The following is a 15,564-nucleotide window of genomic DNA, read 5'->3' as shown; positions in this document are numbered from 1 at the left end:
GCCGTGCGCGCAGATTTGCCGAGAACAGGACCTATATGTACGTATACGACGAATACGATCAGCGCATCATCGAGGACCGCGTCAAGCAGTTCCGTGATCAGACCCGACGCTACCTAGCAGGTGAACTGAGCGAAGAAGAGTTCCGCCCTCTGCGCCTGCAAAATGGCCTTTATGTCCAGCGCTTTGCGCCGATGCTGCGGGTGGCCGTGCCTTATGGCCAACTGACTTCGCGCCAGACCCGCATGATGGCCAGGATTGCCCGCGACTTCGACAAAGGCTATGCCCACATCAGTACCCGCCAGAACGTGCAGTTCAACTGGCCGGCCCTGGAAGATGTGCCGGATATCCTGGCTGAACTGGCCACCGTGCAGATGCACGCCATTCAGACCAGTGGTAACTGCCTGCGCAACGTGACCACCGACCAATTCGCCGGGGTTGCCGCCGACGAGCTGATCGACCCACGCCCGTGGTGTGAAATCGTCCGCCAGTGGACCACCTTCCACCCCGAATTCGCCTACCTGCCACGCAAGTTCAAGATCGCCATCAATGGCTCGACCTCGGACCGTGCCGCCATCGAAGTACACGATATCGGCCTGGAGCCGGTGTACAACGCGGCTGGCGAGCTGGGTTTCCGTGTCCTGGTGGGTGGCGGCCTGGGCCGTACCCCGGTGGTCGGTGCGTTCATCAACGAGTTCCTGCCGTGGCAGGACCTGTTGAGCTACCTCGACGCCATCCTGCGGGTCTACAACCGCTACGGCCGTCGCGACAACAAATACAAGGCGCGGATCAAGATCCTCGTCAAGGCACTGACCCCTGAGGTGTTCGCCCAGAAAGTCGATGCCGAGATGGAGCACCTGCGCGGCGGCCAGACCACCCTGACCGAAGCCGAAGTGCACCGTGTGGCCAAGCACTTCGTCGATCCCGAGTACAAGGCCCTGGGCAGTCAGGATGCCGAGCTCGCAGCGCTCGACCAGCAGCACCCGGGCTTTGCCCGCTGGCGCACCCGCAACACCCTGGCGCACAAAAAGCCGGGCTATGTGGCGGTGACCCTGTCGCTGAAACCGACCGGTGTGGCACCGGGCGACATCACCGACAAGCAGCTGGACGCCGTCGCCGACCTGGCCGAGCGCTACAGCTTTGGCCAACTGCGCACCTCCCACGAGCAGAACATCATCCTCGCGGACGTTGAGCAGAGCCAACTGTTCACCCTGTGGGGCGAACTGCGCGAAGGCGGTTTCGCCACGCCGAACATCGGCCTGTTGACCGACATCATCTGCTGCCCGGGCGGCGATTTCTGCTCCCTGGCCAACGCCAAGTCGATCCCGATTGCCGAATCGATCCAGCGCCGTTTCGACGACCTGGACTACCTGTTCGACATCGGCGAGCTGGACCTGAACATCTCCGGTTGCATGAACGCCTGTGGTCACCACCACGTCGGCCATATCGGCATCCTGGGCGTGGACAAGAAAGGCGAAGAATTCTACCAAGTGTCCCTGGGTGGCAGCGCCAGCCGCGATGCGAGCCTGGGCAAGATCCTCGGCCCGTCCTTCGCCCAGGAAGCCATGCCCGAGGTGATCGGCAAGTTGATCGACGTGTACATCGAACAGCGCACCGAAGATGAGCGTTTCATCGACACCTACCAGCGCATCGGCATTGACCTGTTCAAGGAGCGCGTCTATGCAGCGAATCATTAAGAACAACGAAGTCCTCGACGAAACCTGGCACCTTTTGCCCAAGGACGCGAGCTTCGACGGCATTTCCAACTGCGACGACCTGATCGTGCCGCTGGCGCTGTGGCGCGAACATGGCCACGCCCTCAAGGCTCGCGACGGCGGCCTGGGTGTGTGGCTGGACGCCGATGAAGAAGCCGAAGAGATCGGCGCTGACGTGGAACACTTCCAGGTCATCGCCCTGAACTTCCCGGCCTTCACCGACGGTCGCAACTATTCCAACGCACGCTTGCTGCGTGACCGCTACGGTTACAAAGGCGAGCTGCGGGCCATTGGCGACGTGCTGCGCGACCAGCTGTTCTACCTGCGCCGTTGCGGGTTCGATGCCTTCGCCTTGCGCGCCGACAAAGACCCGTACGAGGCGCTGGAAAGCCTCAAGGACTTCTCGGTGACGTACCAGGCAGCAACGGATGAACCGCTGCCGCTGTTCCGTCGTCGCTGAGTATCAAATGTGGGGTGGGGGGTTGCTCCCGTGACGGCTCGGGAGTTGACGACTCTCTAACTGATGCCCCGCGCTAAATGTGGGAGGGGCGGTGCGACGATTCGACTTGCCCCCGATGGCGGCCTCTGGGGCGGTGCGACGATTCGACTTGCCCCCGATGGCGGCCTCTGGGCCGACCATGTGCTTGGGTTGGAATGAGTACATATCCGTTGCTGCGGCAACGGCTACTTAGGGTTCCGCTCTTACAGCGGGTCACTTTTGGAAGAGCGCCAAAAGTCCACCAAAAACGCTTCGCCCCACCACTCGGCACCTCGCCCAGGCTCGGTGTGCCCGTAATCCGACAGTGATTTTTTGGGGGGCCCGCCTGAGATCAAGATCTAAAGCAAGATCAAGGGCCGCTCGCTTCGCATCGCAGATCCACGAGGCGCACGGCTACTTGCTCAGCCAGTTCCTTTCCCTGCACTGACCGCTGGCGCGCCCCCCTGGCTGGCGCTGGTGCGCGACCAGTGGTTTATCGCCCGGCGCACCCGGCAATACCGCGCGTCCATGACGCAATCTTCACATTAAAGGCGGAGCATTCGCCGTGATCGAACTGTCCCCTATTGATCAGCAGTTTTTAACCTCACTGACGATTGGAGTTCTTCATGGCGAAAATCAACCTGGCCCAGCAATTGGCGACCACCCTTGAACAGGCGGGGATCAAGCGCATCTGGGGCCTGACCGGCGACAGCCTCAACGGCCTCACCGACGCCCTGCGCACCATGGACAGCATCGAGTGGATGCACGTGCGCCACGAAGAAGTCGCCGCCTTCGCCGCCGGTGCCGAAGCGGCGGCCACGGGTGAACTGACGGTGTGCGCCGGCAGCTGCGGGCCGGGCAACCTGCACTTGATCAATGGCCTGTTCGATTGCCATCGCAACCATGTGCCGGTGCTGGCGATTGCCGCACAAATCCCCTCCTCCGAGATCGGCCTGAACTACTTCCAGGAGACCCATCCCCAGGAACTGTTCAAGGAGTGCAGCCACTTTATCGAGCTGGTCACCAACCCCGAACAGATGCCGCACGTGCTGCACCGTGCCATGCGTTCGGCGGTCCTCAACCGCGGCGTGGCGGTGGTGGTGATTCCGGGGGACGTATCGTTGCTGGAAGTCGAAGACAAGCTCAAGCCCTGGCCGGCCCTGCACGCACCGCGCACCCTGCCGGCGGAACAGGACCTGCAGCGCCTGACCGAGATCCTTGAAAGCAGCGAGAAAGTCACCCTGCTGTGCGGCAGTGGCTGCGCCGGTGCCCACGATCAAGTGGTGGCCCTGGCCGACACGCTGGGGGCACCGGTGGTGCACGCCCTGCGCGGCAAGGAGCATGTGGAATGGGACAACCCATTCGATGTGGGCATGACCGGCCTGATCGGCTTCAGCTCCGGCTACCACGCCATGCTCGACTGCGACACGCTGATCATGCTCGGCACTGACTTTCCGTACCGCCAGTTCTACCCCGCCGATGCCAAAATCATCCAGGTCGACCGCAACCCGCAGGCCCTGGGCCGTCGCGCCACGCTGGACCTGGGCATCGCTGCCGATGTGAGCGAGACCCTCGACGCGCTGCTGCCGCGCCTGACCCGCAAGACCGACCGCAGCTTCCTCGAGACCTCGCTGAAGCACTACGAAAAAGCCCGCCAAGGCCTGGACGACCTGGCGCAACCGTCAAAGGCCAACCGGCCGATCCACCCGCAGTACGTGGCGCGTTTGCTCAGCGAACTGGCGGACGACGATGCAATCTTCACAGCCGACGTGGGCTCGCCGACGGTGTGGGCGGCGCGCTACCTGAAGATGAACGGCAAGCGTCGCCTGATCGGCTCGTTCAACCACGGCTCCATGGCCAATGCCATGCCCCAGGCGATCGGTGCGCAGGCAGCCTTTCCTGGGCGCCAGGTGATCTCGATGTCCGGCGACGGCGGGTTTGCCATGCTGATGGGGGATTTCATTTCACTGGCGCAGTTGAACCTGCCCGTAAAAGTCATCGTGTTCGATAACTCGTCCCTGGGCTTTGTCGCCATGGAAATGAAGGCCGCGGGCTACCTGGATGCCGGCACCGAGCTGAAAAACCCGGACTTCGCCGCCATGTCCAACGCCATGGGCATCCTCGGCATTCGCGTGGAGCAATCCGAAGACCTGGAACCGGCCCTGCGCCGCGCCCTGGCCCATGATGGCCCGGTGCTGGTGGATGTGGTGACGGCCACCCAGGAACTGGTGATGCCGCCGAGCATCAAGCTGGAACAGGCCAAGGGCTTCAGCCTGTACATGCTCAAGGCGGTGATGAGTGGGCGTGGAGATGAAGTGATCGAGTTGGCGCGGACTAACTGGTTGCGCTGATCCAACACTGAGGGAGGGGGCAAGCCCTAACGCCAGTCAGTTAAACCTGTAGTGAGCGGGCTTGCCCCGCGCTGGGCTGCGCAGCAGCCCCAAAACACAGCCCCGGACCTGCCTGGCACACTGCAGCGCTCTTATTGGGGCTGCTACGCAGCCCAACGCGGGACAAGCCCGCTCGCCACAGGTATTTATCCCATCCGTTAACGGCTGATCTTCAACCCCTTCCGCCCCGCATGCCGCTCCAACGCCAGCTCAATCAACCGGCTCACCAGCTCGCTGTAGCTCATGCCCGCTGCCTGCCACAGCTTGGGGTACATGCTGATGCGGGTGAAGCCGGGCAGTGAGTTGATTTCGTTGATCAGCACTTCACCATCGTCGGTCAAGAACACATCGACCCGCGCCAACCCTGCGCACCCCAACACTTCAAACGCCTCAAGGGCCAAGCGGCGGATCCGCTCACTGGCTGCATGGCTGATGTCGGCCGGCACCACCACCTGGGCCGCCTGGCCGTCGATGTATTTGCTGTCGTAGGAGTAAAAGCCGCTGTTCACCACGATCTCGCCACAGCCGCTGGCGACAGGGTTTTCGTTGCCCAGCACGGCGCATTCAATTTCGCGGCCCTCGACCGCCGACTCCACCAGCACCTTTTGATCAAAACCCAGGGCCAGTTCAACCGCGGCGTGGTACTCAGCCTCGTTGCCAACCTTGCTCACACCCACCGAAGACCCCTGGTTGGCCGGTTTGACGAACATTGGCAGGCCGAGTTTATTCACCGCTGTGTCAAAGGAAGTACGCGCGGCGTTGCTGCGGGTCAGGGTGATGAACGGGGTCACGGCAATGCCGGCATCGCGCAGCAGGCGTTTGCTGATGTCCTTGTCCATGCACACTGCCGAGCCGAGCACGTCGGAGCCGACGAAAGGCAGGTCAGCCATGCGCAACAGGCCTTGCAGGCAACCATCTTCGCCGAGGGTGCCGTGGACGATGGGGAAGATCACATCGATGTGTGCCAGCAGCCCGTTGCCGGAGGTTTCCACCACCTGCTGGCTGGCCTTGCCGGGTACCACCGCCAATTCGCGATTGGATTGGTTAAGGGCGATGAGTGCCGGGTTTTCCTGGTTGATCAGGAAGTTCGAGGTGTCGTTGAGGTGCCAGTGGCCGGCCTTGTCGATGCCGATCAAAACCGGCTCGAAGCGTGTGCGGTCGAGTGCATCGACAATATTGCGCGCCGACTGCAACGAGACTTCGTGCTCGGCCGAACGGCCACCAAAAATAATCCCTACCCGCACCTTGCTCATGACCCGGCCTCACTGTTGAAAGTAAGGCTTCTTACCACGGACGGTCAGCGATTCGCTACCAGGTGTGCGCCGAACAACACGTAGCAACCGCCGGCAAAACGGTCGAGCCATTTGCGCGAGCGGCTGTAGAGGTTGGCCATGTGCGCACTGGAAAACACCAGGGCCACGCAGGCATACCAGCTGAACGACAAGCTGGCCATGGTGATCACCGCCAGGGTCAGCAGCATCGGCGACGGCGACGGCGGCATGGTGGAGGCGAAGATGGTGGCGACGAACAATGCGGCCTTGGGGTTGGACAGGTTGCCCAGTAACCCCAGGCGCCAGGCGGAAAACAACGAGCGGCGCGCTTCGTCCGGCAACAAGCTCTGGCCCATCGCCGGTGCCGAGCGCTTGAACAGTTTCAGCCCCAGGTAAATCAGGTAGCAGCCGCCGATGATCTTGAACGCCAGGTACAACATGGGCGCGGCGGTAAACAGCGACTTGATGCCCAGCCCACCCGCCAGCCCCCACATGATCGTGCCGGTAGCCACGCCCGCCGACGCCACCACGCCATGACGGCGCGAACAACTGGCGGCCAACTGCGCGGTATTGAAGAAGTTGGGACCCGGCGTCACCACCGCCACCGTCCACAGCAGGGCCAGCGAGACCAGAGGCGCCACATAGGTGGGGTTGATAAATTCCATTGGGCGGTTCCATCAGCGCAGGGCACGAGCAGGGAGCATAGACCTCGCCCGCCGCCTGCACAAACGTACAAGACCCCGGCAGACAAGGGATGCAGACTGGGTTAACGTGTTTCCACCTCTTTTTGTGACAAGCCACCATGGGCAAACCGACCCGCAACTTCGACTGGCTGCACCGTGCCCCCCATGCCAGCGGCCTGGACCGTATCGAGGCGTACTTCGCCGGTTTCGCCTTCGACCCCCATCGCCACGACACCTATGCCATCGGGCGTACCTTGTCTGGCGTGCAGAGTTTTCACTACCGCGGCGACATGATCCATAGCCTGCCCGGCACCACTATGGTGCTTCACCCCGATGAGACCCATGACGGTCACGCCGGCAGTGACGAGGGTTTCAAGTACCGAATGATTTACGTGGAGCCGTCGCTGATCCAGCAGATCCTTGGCGGCAAGCCGTTGCCGTTTATCCCCAGTGGTTTATCCACTGACCCAAGGCTGTTCCGCGCCAGCGAAGTGCTGCTGCAGAACCTTGATCATCCGATTGACCCGTTGCAGGAACAGGACGCGATGTTCGACCTGGCCCACGCGTTGAGCAACGCCGCTGGCGCCATCGTCAGCCGCAAGACCTTCGATTACGTCGCCGCCGAGCGCGCCCGCGAGTTTATCCACAGCGCCCTGGGCCGCAGCATCACCCTGGACGAAATGGCCGACCACGCCGGCCGCGACCGCTGGGCATTGTCACGGGACTTTCGCGTGCTGTTCGGCACCAGCCCCTATCGCTACCTGACGATGCGCCGGCTGGACCTGGTGCGCAGTCTGCTGGCGCAGGGGCAGTCGCTGGTGGACGCGGCGCTGACCGCCGGCTTCACCGACCAGAGCCATATGACCCGGCAATTTCGCAGCACCTACGGTATGCCGCCGTCGCGATGGGTGAAGATGCTCGGGCGCTGAGTGCGCTTATAGCGAATGCCCATCGATGGGCTCGCCGATGCTCAGGAAATGCCCACCCGCTACATGGTGCAAGGTGCGTAACTGATCATGCCCTTCAAAGTGCCAGCGGCCTTCGCTGAACACGCGCTCGTCGGCATAGGCCGCAACTACTTCGCCGAGGAACAGGTCATAGGTCTGCTGGTTGTGGGGCTCGGGGAGCAAGCGGCATTCCAGCCAGGCTACACAGCCTTCCAGCAACGGCGCCTCCGTGTGTTCACCGCTGAAGGTTTGCAGGCCATAAGCGGCGAACTTGTCACGCTCGGTGCCGGTGGTACTGCCGACCGTCTGCACGAGGTCGACCTGGGCCACACAGGGCACCTGCAGCACGAAGGTGCCGGAGCCTTCCAGCAATTGGCGAGTCCAGGTGGCCTTGTCCAACACCACCGCGACTTTCGGCGGTTCGAAATCCAGCGGCATAGCCCAGGCAGCCGCCATGATATTGCGCTGGCCGTTGTGGGCCGCACTCACCAGTACGGTTGGCCCGTGATTGAGCAAACGGTAGGACTTGGACAACGGAACGGGGCGGCAGTGAGTAGGGCTCATGGAGGATCGGCTCTTCAAACGAAAAAGCCTACGATACCCCAAGCGTCAGCCCTATGGATCAGCTCGACAGTTGGTTAGTGAATCGTCCTACGCGTTGAGCGCCAGCATATTTAACTGCCGTTATTTCGACACACGCCCATGACTTGGTACTCCAACGTAGTGAGCTTGCCGCTGGAGTCTTCATAGGTCATGCGCGAAGGCACGGTACTGCACGCGCGGATCGGCGGCGTCACGTTGACCACCTTGGCAATGTCCAGCTTCATCCCATAGCGATACGCCTGCACTTGGGGCACTGGCTTGCCGTTTCTCACGGCGTAATCGGCCATGGCCTTTTCATTGCGCTCCATCATCAGGGCAAAGGTGCGATCACCGCCGCCTTCGGCCAATGCACCGAAAGACAGGACGGCCGTTAATACACCCAGAGCGGTTTTATAAAAGTTCATCACCTATTCCTCGACTGAAAGTTCAGTGCCGAGACTAACGAACGAACCCTGACGCGATGTTCACCAGAACATTACTTATTTGTTAGGTGGCGACGAGCTTCCAGAATTGTAATGTTCACGCCACCCAATCGTTATCCACGGTTTGCAACTATCAGCCCGGGCCAGATCAATAAGAACGCCCGCCTCCATAAGAAGCTGATAACTGCCAACACCGAGGAGCGAAACATGCGGATCCGTTACTACACCCTTCCCCTTTCACTGATCGCCACATTGCCCCTGGCAGCCGCGGCCGCGGAAGACAAACCTGAAGGGTTTATCGAAGGCAGCAGCGTGAACGTGCTGGCGCGCAATTTTTACTTCAATCGCGATGACCGCAAGGGCCAATCCAGCCCCACCGGTAATGGCTATTCCGAAGCCTGGGCCCAGGGACTGATCGGTAAATTCGAATCCGGCTTTACCCAGGGCACCGTGGGGTTTGGCCTGGACGCCTTCGCCATGGTCGGCGTGAAACTCGACTCGAGCACCGGCCGCAGCGGCGGCAAGGGCTCGTTCGGCGTGCTGCCGGTGGACAGCAACAACCATCCCGAAGACAACTACAGCAAGGTCGGCGGCGCGGCGAAACTGCGGGTATTGGACACGGTGATCAAGGCCGGCGACGTGTTCCCGCTGACTCCCGTGGTGGCCTACGGCGATTCGCGGGTGTTGCCGGAAAGCTTCCGTGGCGTGACCCTGCAGAACACCAGCCTGGAAGGCCTGACCTTGCAGGGCGGGCGTTTGAGCGGCATGAGCCAACCCAACGAAAGCGGCATGAACAAAGGCTTCGCAACGTTTTACGCCGGCCCGGTCGATTCACCTTGGATCGGCTACTTCGGCGGCGACTACACCGTGAACAAACACCTGAGCCTGAGCCTGTACAGCAGCCGCCTGAAGGACGCCTGGGACCAGTACTACGTCGGCAGCGCCGCCAGTTACCCGCTGAACGAAGACGTTTCGCTGTTCGGCGACATCAACTACTACAAGGCCGTGGATGAAGGCAAAAAGCTGCTGGGTGAATTCGATAACAGCATCTGGAGCGCCCGGCTCGGCGTGAAGGTGGGCGCCCACAGCCTGGCCGTGTCGCACCAGCGCAACAACGGCGATGACGACTTCGATTACCTGCGCCAGTCGGACTCGATCTTCCTCAACAACTCGATCCAGTACAGCGACTTCAACTCGCCCAAGGAGCGCTCGTGGATGCTGCGCTACGACCTGGACATGCAGCCATTCGGCATTCCCGGCCTGTCGTTCATGACCCGCTACGGCAAGGGCACCGGCGCCGACTACAGCAACGCCAACGCGGTGTATATGCGCCGCGATGCCGCCGGCGATCCGCTCACCGACCAGCGCCGCTGGGAGCGGGATATCGAAGCCAAGTACGTGGTGCAAAGCGGCAACTTGAAGGATTTATCACTGCGTCTGCGCCAGGCCACCGTGCGCTCAAGTTCATTCGAGTCCGACCTTGAAGAAGTCCGCGTCATTATCGAATACCCACTGGCGGTGCTTTAAGACGCGCTTACATTCACTTGCCGATGCCCTACATCTGTTCACAGGTTGAAGTCTGTCAGAACTGTAATATCGGCCTCACCTTCTCGTTAAGTTGCACTTTTTATACTGCGCATCGAACACTTCTCATCTCTGCGGCTTTTGTGTAGCTCCTTTGGAACAGAGATGAATTTTATACGCCCCAGCCGGGGCGTTTTTTTTGCGTGCCCGGTCAGTGACGAATCGTCGCACCGGCCTGACGCGGCTTGACCCTAAAGCTACTTCAGGCTTCAGAGTTTTCCTACAGCCTATTCAAGCCTCTATGAGGCCATCTCCTTTCGTTTTCCTTGAAGGTAAATCCCCATGCGTATCCTTGTGGTTGAGGACGAGCAGAAAACCGCCGATTACTTGCAGCAAGGCCTGACCGAAAGTGGCTACGTCGTCGATTGCGCCGCCAGCGGCATCGACGGCCTGCACCTGGCCCGGCAGCACACCTACGAACTGGTGATCCTCGACGTGAACCTGCCCAACACCGACGGCTGGGAGGTACTGGAACAACTGCGCCGGGACGGCAACCAGCGCGTGATGATGCTGACCGCGCGCGGCCGCCTGGCAGACAAGATCAAGGGCCTGGACATGGGCGCCGACGATTACCTGGTCAAACCCTTCGAGTTCCCCGAACTGCTGGCCCGTGTGCGCACCTTGCTGCGCCGTAGCGAACATATCCCGCTGCCGGATGTGCTGCGCGTCGCGGACCTGGAGCTGGACCCGCGCCGCCATCGCGCCTATCGCGGCAGCCGGCGTATCGACCTGACCACCAAGGAATTCGCCCTGCTGCATGTGTTGATGCGCCAGGCCGGCGAGGTAATGACCCGCACGCAGATCATCTCGCTGGTGTGGGACATGAACTTCGACTGCGACACCAACGTGGTCGAGGTCTCCATCAGCCGACTGCGGGGCAAGGTCGATGACCAGAGCGAGGTCAAGCTGATCCACACCATTCGCGGCGTGGGTTATGTGCTGGAGGCGCGCCAATGAGGACCAGCAGCCTGTCGATGCGCCTGGGACTGACGGTCAGCCTCATGGGCGCCGGGCTGGTGGTGCTGCTGGCGACCCTGGCCTACCTGGCCTTGACCCATGAGCTGGAAAAGCTCGCGCGCAAGGGCCTGGAAAGCAAGATGGAACAGCTCCAGCACAGCCTCGCGCTGGGCCTGGACACCCACGCAATCAAAGCCCGTCCCCACTCGTTGCTGGACCTGGTGATGGGCCACGACAATTTCTACCTGACCATCGTCGGCACCGCACCCGATAACGCGGTGCTGCTCAGTGTCGGTGCCAAACCCCAGGAACCGTTGCTGACCGACTTCTCCCCCCGGGAAACCCTCGGTTACCTCAACTGGCAAGACCAAGACGGCAACCAGGTACTCAGTGCCTCCAGCCTGATGCGCCTGGCCAGCGGCGAGCGCGTACGGGTGTTGCTGTCGCTGGACCGCAGGGATGACCAGGCCCTGCTCAGTGCCTACCTGCGCGCCACCCTCATCGCCCTGCCGATGCTGCTGATCCTTATCGGCATGGGCGCCTGGTGGCTGGTGCAGCGTGGGTTGGCACCTTTGAAGCAGTTCAGCCATGTCGCGGCCCAGGTAACGACCCAGGACCTGACCCACCGCTTATCCATCGACAACCTGCCCCAGGAGCTGGGCGAGTTGGCGCAAAGCATCAACGTAATGCTGCGTCGCCTGGACGCCGGTGTGCAGCAGCTGTCGCAGTTCTCCGACGACCTCGCCCACGAGCTGCGCGCGCCGCTGACCAACCTGATGGGCAAGGCCCAGGTGACCCTGTCCCGCGAACGGCCCTCGGAGGAGTACAAGGCGGGGCTGGAATCCTGCACCGAGGAAATGGAACGCCTGTCGCGCATCGTCTCCGACATGCTGTTCCTGGCCCAGGTCAGCCATCCGGCGGCGCGTGCCGGATTTGGCCCGGTGTCACTGGGCGAAGAAGCACAACGGGTGATGGCGCTGTTCGCCCTCAGCGCCGAAGACAAACACGTGACCCTCAGCCTGCGCGGCGACGCCTGGGTAACGGGCGATCGCCTGATGATCCAGCGAGCCATTTCCAACCTGCTGTCCAATGCCATCCGCCACACGCCCGAAGGCTCCAGCGTTCTGCTGCTGGTGGAGACCTATGACCAGAGCGCGTCGTTGTCGGTAGGCAACCCCGGGCGTGGCATCGAAGCACACCACCTGCCGCATCTGTTCGAACGTTTCTACCGCGCCGACAGCAGCCGCACCCGCGCCGAAGGTGGCACCGGGCTGGGGCTGGCCATTGTGCAGTCGATCATGCAGCTGCATCAGGGGCACACCGACGTCAGCAGCCAGCCCGGACGGTTCACACGGTTCAACCTGGTGTTTCCTCTTCCCGGCGATGAGCCCACTGGTACAACGCCGGCAGCACCAGCAAGGTCAGCAAGGTAGAAGAAATGATCCCGCCGATCACCACCGTCGCCAACGGACGCTGCACTTCGGCGCCGGTGCCGGTGGCCAGGGCCATGGGGATAAACCCCAGGGAGGCCACCAGCGCGGTCATCAATACCGGGCGCAGGCGGGTCAGCGCACCCTCGTGGATAGCCACCGACAGCGAGCGTCCTTCCTCGCGCAGGTTGCGGATGAAGGCAATCATCACCAGGCCGTTGAGCACCGCCACGCCGGACAAGGCGATAAAGCCCACGCCTGCCGAGATCGACAGCGGAATATCGCGCAACCACAGCGCCATGATCCCGCCGGTCAACGCGAACGGAATCCCGGTAAACACGAGCAGTCCGTCCTTGAGGTTGTTGAACATCATGAACAACAACCCGAACACCAGCAGCAACGCCACCGGCACCACGATCTGCAAACGCTCGGCGGCTTCCTTCAACTGTTCGAACTGGCCGCCCCAGGTGGTCCAGTAACCTGCCGGGACTTTCACCTGCGCCGTGATCGCCGCCTCGGCCTCGTCCACGAACGACCCCATATCCCGCCCGCGCACGTTGGCACTGACGATCACCAGACGCTTGCCGTTCTCGCGGCTGATCTGGTTCGGGCCGAGCACCAGGTCCAGGCTGGCGACCTGGGACAACGCAATGAACCCCAACTGCCCCGCCGCATTCCCGGCCAGTGCCGGCACTGGAATCAACAGCCGCGACAAGCCGTCGATATCAGTACGCAGCGCGTCGGACAAGCGCACGACCATGTCGAAACGCCGGTCACCTTCATACAGGGTACCGGCCTGGCGCCCACCGACGGCGACGGCAATGGTGTCCTGCACATCGCCGACATTCAGGCCAAAGCGCGCGGCCTTGTCACGGTCGATATTGATGGTCAACACCGGCAGGCCGGACGTCTGTTCGACCTTCACTTCCGAAGCGCCATCGAGGCCTTGCAAGGTCTCGGCAATGTCTGCGGCGGTAGTGTTGAGCACCGCCATGTCGTCGCCGAATACCTTCACCGCCACATCACTGCGCACCCCGGAGATCAGCTCGTTGAAACGCAGCTGGATCGGTTGCGACAGCTCGTACGCACTGCCCGGCACAATCGCACTGGCGCGCTGGATATCGGCGATCAGGGTTTCGCGGGATTTATTCGGGTTCGGCCATTGCGCCTTCGGTTTAAGCATCACGTAGCTGTCGGAAATATTCGGCGGCATCGGGTCGGAGGCGATTTCCGCCGTGCCGGTACGGGCGAATACCCGTTCGATTTCCGGCACCTGGGCCATCAAGGTTTTTTCCAGTTGCTGCTGCATCTGCACCGATTGCGTCAGGCTGGTGCCGGGCACGCGCAGGGCCTGTTGGGCGAAGTCGCCCTCACTGAGGCTGGGGATAAACTCACTGCCCATGCGGCTGGCCACCACGCCCGACGCAACAATGGCCAGCACGGCCAAGCCGAACACCAGTGGCCGGCGCGCCATCACCCAATCCAACACCGGCCCATAGGCCCGGCGTGCGGTACGCATCACCAGGTTTTCTTCTTCCTTGACCTTGCCGGTGACGAACAGCGCAATCGCCGCCGGTACGAAGGTCACCGACAAAATCATCGCCCCCAGCAGCGCAATCACCACGGTAAACGCCATGGGGTGGAACATCTTCCCGGCCACCCCGGTAAGGGCGAAGATCGGCAGGTACACGACCATGATGATCAGCTGCCCGAAGATCAGCGCACGCCGCGCTTCCTTGGCCGCCGCGAACACCTCGTGCAGGCGCTCGCTGCGGGTCAGCAAACGACCATGGCGCTGCTGCGCATGGGCCAGGCGGCGGATGGCGTTCTCGACGATCACCACCGCGCCGTCGACGATAATGCCGAAGTCCAGCGCGCCGAGGCTCATCAGGTTGGCGCTGACTTTGTGGGTGAACATGCCGGTAAAGGTGAACAACATCGCCAGGGGAATCACCATCGCGGTGATCAGCGCCGCGCGGATATTGCCAAGGAACAGGAACAGCACCGCGACCACCAGCAGCGCACCCTCGAAGAGATTTTTCTTCACGGTGGCAACGGCTTTTTCGACGAGGTTGGTGCGGTCGTAGACGGTCACCGCCACCACGCCTTCGGGCAGCGAACGGTTGATTTGTTCGAGCCTGGAAGCCACCGCCTGGGACACCGTGCGGCTGTTTTCTCCGATCAACATAAACACCGTGCCCAGCACCACTTCACGGCCGTTTTCCGTGGCGGCGCCGGTCCGCAGCTCACGGCCGATCTCGACCTGGGCGACATTGCGCACACGGATCGGCGTGCCGTCGGACGTGGTGATGACGATATTGGCGATGTCGTCGATGGACGCCACCTGCCCCGGCGCGCGGATCAACAATTGCTCGCCGCTGCGCTCGATGTAGCCGGCACCGACGTTGGCGTTGTTACGCTCCAGCGCCGTGACCAGATCGTTCAAGGTCAGGTTATAGGCCGCCAGGCGCTTGGGGTCGGGGGCGATCTGGTATTCCTTGGCGAAGCCGCCGATGGTGTTGATCTCGGCCACACCGGGCACGTTGCGCAGTTGCGGCTTGATGATCCAGTCCTGGATCACCCGCAGGTCGGTCGGCGTGTAGGGCGTACCGTCGTCCTTGCGTGCGCCCTCCTCGGCCTCCACGGTCCACAGGAAAATTTCCCCGAGGCCGGTGGAAATCGGCCCCATCGCGGTTTCAATCCCCACAGGCAATTGCTCGCGGGCCACTTGCAGGCGCTCGTTGACCAACTGGCGGGCGAAGAACAGGTCGGTGCCGTCCTTGAAGATCACCGTCACCTGGGACAAGCCGGAGCGTGACAGCGAACGGGTCTGCTGCAGCCCCGGCAAGCCGGCCATCGCGGTTTCGATGGGAAAGGTAATGCGCTGCTCGGTCTCAAGCGGCGAAAAACCGGCCGCCGCCGAGTTGATCTGCACCTGTACATTGGTGATGTCGGGCACCGCGTCGATGGGCAGTTTCTGATAGCTGGCAATGCCGACACCGGCCATCAACAGCACCGCCAGCAGCACGATGATGCGCTGCTCGATGGCGAATTGGATAAGGCGCTCAAACATGGGAAATCACTCGC

12 protein-coding genes are annotated in these 15,564 nt (G+C 62.1%); 7 read left to right on the top strand and 5 right to left on the bottom strand.

Going from position 1 to position 15,564, the window contains the following annotated elements:
• Window positions 1-35: 35 nt before the first annotated feature.
• The 3 genes from F6S08_RS14135 to poxB all read left to right on the top strand — a co-directional run bounded on the left by F6S08_RS14135 (window position 36) and on the right by poxB (window position 4,541).
• Window positions 36-1,694, top strand: a complete 1,659-nt coding sequence (locus F6S08_RS14135) for a nitrite/sulfite reductase (RefSeq protein WP_315871761.1) — start codon at window positions 36-38, stop codon at window positions 1,692-1,694.
• The gene (locus tag F6S08_RS14130; RefSeq protein ID WP_003235539.1) at window positions 1,678-2,172 is read left to right on the top strand and encodes a DUF934 domain-containing protein; all 495 of its coding nucleotides are present in this window, start codon (window positions 1,678-1,680) and stop codon (window positions 2,170-2,172) included. The genes F6S08_RS14135 and F6S08_RS14130 overlap by 17 nt, the downstream gene beginning before the upstream one ends.
• 644 nt (window positions 2,173-2,816) lie before the next feature.
• A complete protein-coding gene (gene poxB, locus F6S08_RS14125; protein WP_315871760.1) occupies window positions 2,817-4,541 on the top strand; it encodes a ubiquinone-dependent pyruvate dehydrogenase in 1,725 nt (574 codons plus the stop codon).
• A gap of 197 nt (window positions 4,542-4,738) precedes the next feature.
• Here poxB and ddlA read toward each other — a convergent pair whose 3' ends face one another.
• Both ddlA and F6S08_RS14115 read right to left on the bottom strand, forming a co-directional pair.
• A complete protein-coding gene (gene ddlA / locus F6S08_RS14120; RefSeq protein ID WP_065948495.1) occupies window positions 4,739-5,833 on the bottom strand; it encodes a D-alanine--D-alanine ligase in 1,095 nt (364 codons plus the stop codon).
• Between the two features lie 44 nt (window positions 5,834-5,877).
• The gene (locus tag F6S08_RS14115) at window positions 5,878-6,516 is read right to left on the bottom strand and encodes a LysE family transporter (protein ID WP_065924002.1); all 639 of its coding nucleotides are present in this window, start codon (window positions 6,514-6,516) and stop codon (window positions 5,878-5,880) included.
• A 137-nt stretch (window positions 6,517-6,653) separates the two neighbouring features.
• Between F6S08_RS14115 and F6S08_RS14110 the strand changes: the two genes are divergently transcribed.
• Entirely contained in the window at window positions 6,654-7,463 is an 810-nt protein-coding gene (locus F6S08_RS14110; protein ID WP_065948496.1) for an AraC family transcriptional regulator, read from the top strand.
• 6 nt (window positions 7,464-7,469) lie between these two features.
• On the opposite strand, the gene F6S08_RS14105 is transcribed toward F6S08_RS14110, so the two are convergent.
• Complete coding sequence (locus F6S08_RS14105) at window positions 7,470-8,045, bottom strand: flavin reductase family protein (RefSeq protein ID WP_065924000.1); 576 nt, start codon at window positions 8,043-8,045, stop codon at window positions 7,470-7,472.
• 110 nt (window positions 8,046-8,155) lie between these two features.
• Window positions 8,156-8,488, bottom strand: a complete 333-nt coding sequence (locus F6S08_RS14100) for a DUF2790 domain-containing protein (protein WP_065923999.1) — start codon at window positions 8,486-8,488, stop codon at window positions 8,156-8,158.
• A 225-nt stretch (window positions 8,489-8,713) separates the two neighbouring features.
• Here F6S08_RS14100 and F6S08_RS14095 point away from each other — a divergent pair, with 225 nt between their 5' ends.
• From F6S08_RS14095 to F6S08_RS14085, 3 genes are all read left to right on the top strand, one after another.
• The gene (locus F6S08_RS14095; RefSeq protein WP_315871759.1) at window positions 8,714-10,033 is read left to right on the top strand and encodes an OprD family porin; all 1,320 of its coding nucleotides are present in this window, start codon (window positions 8,714-8,716) and stop codon (window positions 10,031-10,033) included.
• 339 nt (window positions 10,034-10,372) lie between these two features.
• A complete protein-coding gene (locus F6S08_RS14090; RefSeq protein WP_027606942.1) occupies window positions 10,373-11,047 on the top strand; it encodes a heavy metal response regulator transcription factor in 675 nt (224 codons plus the stop codon).
• Complete coding sequence (locus F6S08_RS14085; protein ID WP_074843619.1) at window positions 11,044-12,480, top strand: heavy metal sensor histidine kinase; 1,437 nt, start codon at window positions 11,044-11,046, stop codon at window positions 12,478-12,480. The genes F6S08_RS14090 and F6S08_RS14085 overlap by 4 nt, the downstream gene beginning before the upstream one ends.
• On the opposite strand, the gene F6S08_RS14080 is transcribed toward F6S08_RS14085, so the two are convergent.
• Window positions 12,404-15,550, bottom strand: coding sequence for a CusA/CzcA family heavy metal efflux RND transporter (locus F6S08_RS14080; protein ID WP_137212641.1), 3,147 nt, complete (start codon window positions 15,548-15,550; stop codon window positions 12,404-12,406). The two genes, F6S08_RS14085 and F6S08_RS14080, sit on opposite strands and share 77 nt — an antisense overlap.
• Window positions 15,551-15,564 lie beyond the last annotated feature (14 nt).

Source organism: Pseudomonas sp. JV449 (assembly GCF_032424295.1).
Classification (GTDB): domain Bacteria; phylum Pseudomonadota; class Gammaproteobacteria; order Pseudomonadales; family Pseudomonadaceae; genus Aquipseudomonas; species Aquipseudomonas marginalis.
This window is presented reverse-complemented; position numbering and strand designations above follow the sequence as displayed.

Bases quoted from the DNA above. Each gene is read 5' to 3' on its own strand.
- F6S08_RS14105 (WP_065924000.1), bottom strand. From the start codon at position 8,045: ATGAGCCCTACTCACTGCCGCCCCGTTCCGTTGTCCAAGTCCTACCGT.
- F6S08_RS14100 (WP_065923999.1), bottom strand. From the start codon at position 8,488: ATGAACTTTTATAAAACCGCTCTGGGTGTATTAACGGCCGTCCTGTCT.
- poxB (WP_315871760.1), top strand. From the start codon at position 2,817: ATGGCGAAAATCAACCTGGCCCAGCAATTGGCGACCACCCTTGAACAG.
- F6S08_RS14090 (WP_027606942.1), top strand. From the start codon at position 10,373: ATGCGTATCCTTGTGGTTGAGGACGAGCAGAAAACCGCCGATTACTTG.
- F6S08_RS14110 (WP_065948496.1), top strand. From the start codon at position 6,654: ATGGGCAAACCGACCCGCAACTTCGACTGGCTGCACCGTGCCCCCCAT.
- ddlA (WP_065948495.1), bottom strand. From the start codon at position 5,833: ATGAGCAAGGTGCGGGTAGGGATTATTTTTGGTGGCCGTTCGGCCGAG.
- F6S08_RS14115 (WP_065924002.1), bottom strand. From the start codon at position 6,516: ATGGAATTTATCAACCCCACCTATGTGGCGCCTCTGGTCTCGCTGGCC.
- F6S08_RS14130 (WP_003235539.1), top strand. From the start codon at position 1,678: ATGCAGCGAATCATTAAGAACAACGAAGTCCTCGACGAAACCTGGCAC.
- F6S08_RS14135 (WP_315871761.1), top strand. From the start codon at position 36: ATGTACGTATACGACGAATACGATCAGCGCATCATCGAGGACCGCGTC.
- F6S08_RS14085 (WP_074843619.1), top strand. From the start codon at position 11,044: ATGAGGACCAGCAGCCTGTCGATGCGCCTGGGACTGACGGTCAGCCTC.
- F6S08_RS14095 (WP_315871759.1), top strand. From the start codon at position 8,714: ATGCGGATCCGTTACTACACCCTTCCCCTTTCACTGATCGCCACATTG.
- F6S08_RS14080 (WP_137212641.1), bottom strand. From the start codon at position 15,550: ATGTTTGAGCGCCTTATCCAATTCGCCATCGAGCAGCGCATCATCGTG.